Source organism: Pseudomonas pseudonitroreducens, assembly GCF_021603645.1.
Lineage (GTDB): Bacteria > Pseudomonadota > Gammaproteobacteria > Pseudomonadales > Pseudomonadaceae > Pseudomonas > Pseudomonas pseudonitroreducens.
In genome coordinates this window covers 1-2,820 of the sequence record NZ_BQHJ01000033.1, presented here as the reverse complement: position 1 = coordinate 2,820, position 2,820 = coordinate 1, and the positions used below count along the sequence as shown (strand labels likewise).

General features: G+C 63.8%; 4 protein-coding genes. All 4 read left to right on the top strand.

Annotation, left to right across the window (positions count from 1 at the left end; genetic code table 11):
- Window positions 1–51 precede the first annotated feature (51 nt).
- Window positions 52–1,071, top strand: a complete 1,020-nt coding sequence (locus L6D89_RS32245; RefSeq protein ID WP_236202326.1) for a phage protease — start codon at window positions 52–54, stop codon at window positions 1,069–1,071.
- Window positions 1,072–1,073: 2 nt separating this feature from the next.
- Window positions 1,074–1,991, top strand: coding sequence for a Mu-like prophage major head subunit gpT family protein (locus tag L6D89_RS32240; RefSeq protein WP_192401382.1), 918 nt, complete (start codon window positions 1,074–1,076; stop codon window positions 1,989–1,991).
- Between the two features lie 12 nt (window positions 1,992–2,003).
- Window positions 2,004–2,489: an HI1506-related protein gene (locus tag L6D89_RS32235; RefSeq protein ID WP_236202325.1), complete on the top strand. Its 486-nt coding sequence runs from the start codon at window positions 2,004–2,006 to the stop codon at window positions 2,487–2,489.
- Between the two features lie 5 nt (window positions 2,490–2,494).
- Window positions 2,495–2,820 (top strand): gp436 family protein (locus L6D89_RS32230; RefSeq protein ID WP_236202324.1); only part of this gene is annotated, 326 nt, incomplete at its 3' end.

Genomic DNA, 2,820 nt, shown 5'->3' with positions numbered 1-2,820 from the left:
GCTGAACCCCTTCCTCTAAAAATCCCCCTTCATGTCGCCGACCATGGCGACATGAAAAAGACATCCCCACTCCGTAACGCCCTCGCCACCGCGCTCTGTTTCGAGCTGGGTACTGACGTGCCTGAGTGGGTCGAGGTCCTTCCTCCTGGTCCAACCATTGGCGGCCGTGATGGCCGTCAGTGGTCCTACGACGCCAGCCAGGTCATTGCCGAGACGGTTTCCCACACCCAGGGAACCGATCTGCCGTTCGACTACAACCACGCCACCGAGCTGAAAGCCCCCAAGGGCGAAGGGGCCGAGGCCTCCGGCTGGGCGCGTGAGTACCGCGTCAACGAGCGCGGCGCGGTGGAGGCCCGCGTGGAGTGGACGCAGAAGGCGCGCAACGCCATCGAGTCGCGGGAGTACCGCTACATCTCCCCGGTGTTCGCCTTCGACGAGCGGACCGGACGCATCGCCCGTTTCAGCAGTTTCGCCCTAGTCAACAAGCCGAACCTGCTCACCAAGGCCCTCAACTCCGAGCAGGCCGCTTTCCTTTCACAACAACCGGAGGAATCCGATATGGCGCTTGCAGCCATCCTGGCGGCCCTTGGCTTGCCCGAAACCGCCACGGAAGAGGACGCCGTGGCAGCCGTCAACAAGCTGCTGGAAGACAAGAAAGTCGCCCTGCAGACCGCAGCCAACAGCGAGAAGGCGCCGTCCCTGGCCCTTTACGTTCCGCGCCAGGACTACAACACCCTGGAACAGCGAGCCCTCAACGCCGAGAACCAGCTGCAGGAACACCAGAAAAGCCAGCTGACCCTCGCGATCAATGCCGAGATCGAGGGCGCCCTCAAGATCGGGAAGATCACTCCGGCAACCAAGGGCTACCACCTGGCGGCCTGCCAGGAAGAAGGCGGCCTGGAGCGCTTCCGCGAGTTCGTGAAGAACGCGCCTTCCGTCATCGATCCCGTCACGCCACAAGGTGAGCACCAGGGCGAGAAGAAGGCGCTCAACGCCGAAGAGCATGCGGCCGCCAAGGCTTTCGGCTGGACCGATGAGCAGTACATCGAAAACACCAAGGGGGTGAAGTAACCATGGCGACTACCGTCACGCCGGCCGTATTGGCCGCACTGTTCAAGGGCTATCGCGCTGAATACCAGCGGGCGCTCAGCGACAACCAGACCAAGGCCAAGTGGCAGCAAGTTGCCACGCTGGTCCCCAGCGTAAGCGCTTCGAACCTCTACGCCTGGCTGGGTCAGTTCCCCATGCTGAAGGAGTGGGTAGGTGCTCGCGTAGTCAAGGCCATGACGGCTGAGGGCTACGAGGTCGCCAACAAGCTGTTCGAAAGCACGGTGTCGATCCTGCGCACTGCGGTCGAGGACGACCAGGCCGGCATCTACATGCCGATGTTCACCGAGATGGCCCGCGCTGCTGCCTATCACCCCGATGCACTGGTATTCGCCGCGCTCAAGGCCGGCATGACCTCGGCTTGCTACGACGGCCAGAACTTCTTCGATACCGATCACCCGGTCTACCCGGAAGTGGACGGCACCGGGGTGGCGACCTCCGTCAGCAACGTCGACATTCCCGGCGCGAATCCGGGACCGACCTGGTATCTCCTGGACGTCAGCCGCGCGATCAAGCCAATCATCTTCCAGGAACGCACCAAGCCTGAGCTGACCAGCAAGACCAACCCGGAGAACAGCGAGCACGTCTTCGATCACGACGAGTTCGTGCATGGCATCCGCTATCGCTGCAACGCAGGTTTCGGCTTCTGGCAGATGGCCTACGCCAGCCAGCAACCGCTGACCGGCGAGTTCTACGGCAAAGCCCGTGCAGCCATGGGCCAGTTCAAGGCCGACGGCGGTCGCCCGCTGAACATTACCCCCGGCCTCCTGGTGGTGCCGCCGCAGCTGGAAGCTGCAGCCCGGAAACTGCTGATCAAGGACGAGAACGGCGGCAACGAATGGGCCGGCACTGCCGAGCTGTTCGTATGCAACGAGCTGGCCTAAGGGGGCATCGCCATGATCGTGCGCATCAAGTCTGCTCGGGACGGCTACCGGCGCTGTGGCGTCGCCCATCCCAGACAAGTCACCGATCACCCGGCCGACCGATTCACCGAGGCCGAGCTGGAGCGACTCCAGGCCGACCCGGTGCTGACCGTCACTTTGGTGGATGGCGATCTGGAAAGCATCCAAGAGCCGTCTGGTGGCCTCGGGGCAGCCCCGGCTGGTGCCTCGCCTGAGCCGGCTCCGGCTCCGGTGCCTGCAGCTGAACCTGCACCAGCTCCTGCAGCTGCACCGCAGAAGCCGGCGAAAGCGCAGGTGAAAGCTCCGCAGAAGGCAGCCGCCAAAAAAGGGAGCGCCAAGGTTAGTGCGCGCGGTAAGGGCGGTGCCAAGGCGCCCGCCAAGGAAGGCACTGAGGCTACCCAGGAAGGGCAGTCAGCCGACGATGCCAACTCTTCCGCGAAACCTGCGGAAGGTGAAGGCAGCGAAGGCGGTCAGGAGTAACGGTCATGCCCTACGCCACCCGCGAAGAGCTGATCAAACGCTGGGGCATGGATGCCCTCCTGGTCGTCGCTGATGACGACCAGGATGGCGTGCTCGATGACGATGTGGTCGATGAGGCGCTGGCCGGTGCCAGCGCTGAAATCGACGCTTATGTGGGCGTGCTGCACCGGCTACCGCTGGTGGAGCAGCCGGCCACCCTTATTCAGACGTGCTGCGACATCGCCATGTATCGGATGTCGTCGGACGGTGCCAGCAGCACTGAAGAGAAGCGCAAGCGCTACGAGGATGCGGTGGGCTACCTGCGCCGGGTCGCCGAGGGCAAGGCCTCGCT

Excerpts from the sequence above, each read along its gene's own strand:
- L6D89_RS32235 (WP_236202325.1), top strand. The coding sequence starts at position 2,004 with ATGATCGTGCGCATCAAGTCTGCTCGGGACGGCTACCGGCGCTGTGGC.
- L6D89_RS32245 (WP_236202326.1), top strand. The coding sequence starts at position 52 with ATGAAAAAGACATCCCCACTCCGTAACGCCCTCGCCACCGCGCTCTGT.
- L6D89_RS32240 (WP_192401382.1), top strand. The coding sequence starts at position 1,074 with ATGGCGACTACCGTCACGCCGGCCGTATTGGCCGCACTGTTCAAGGGC.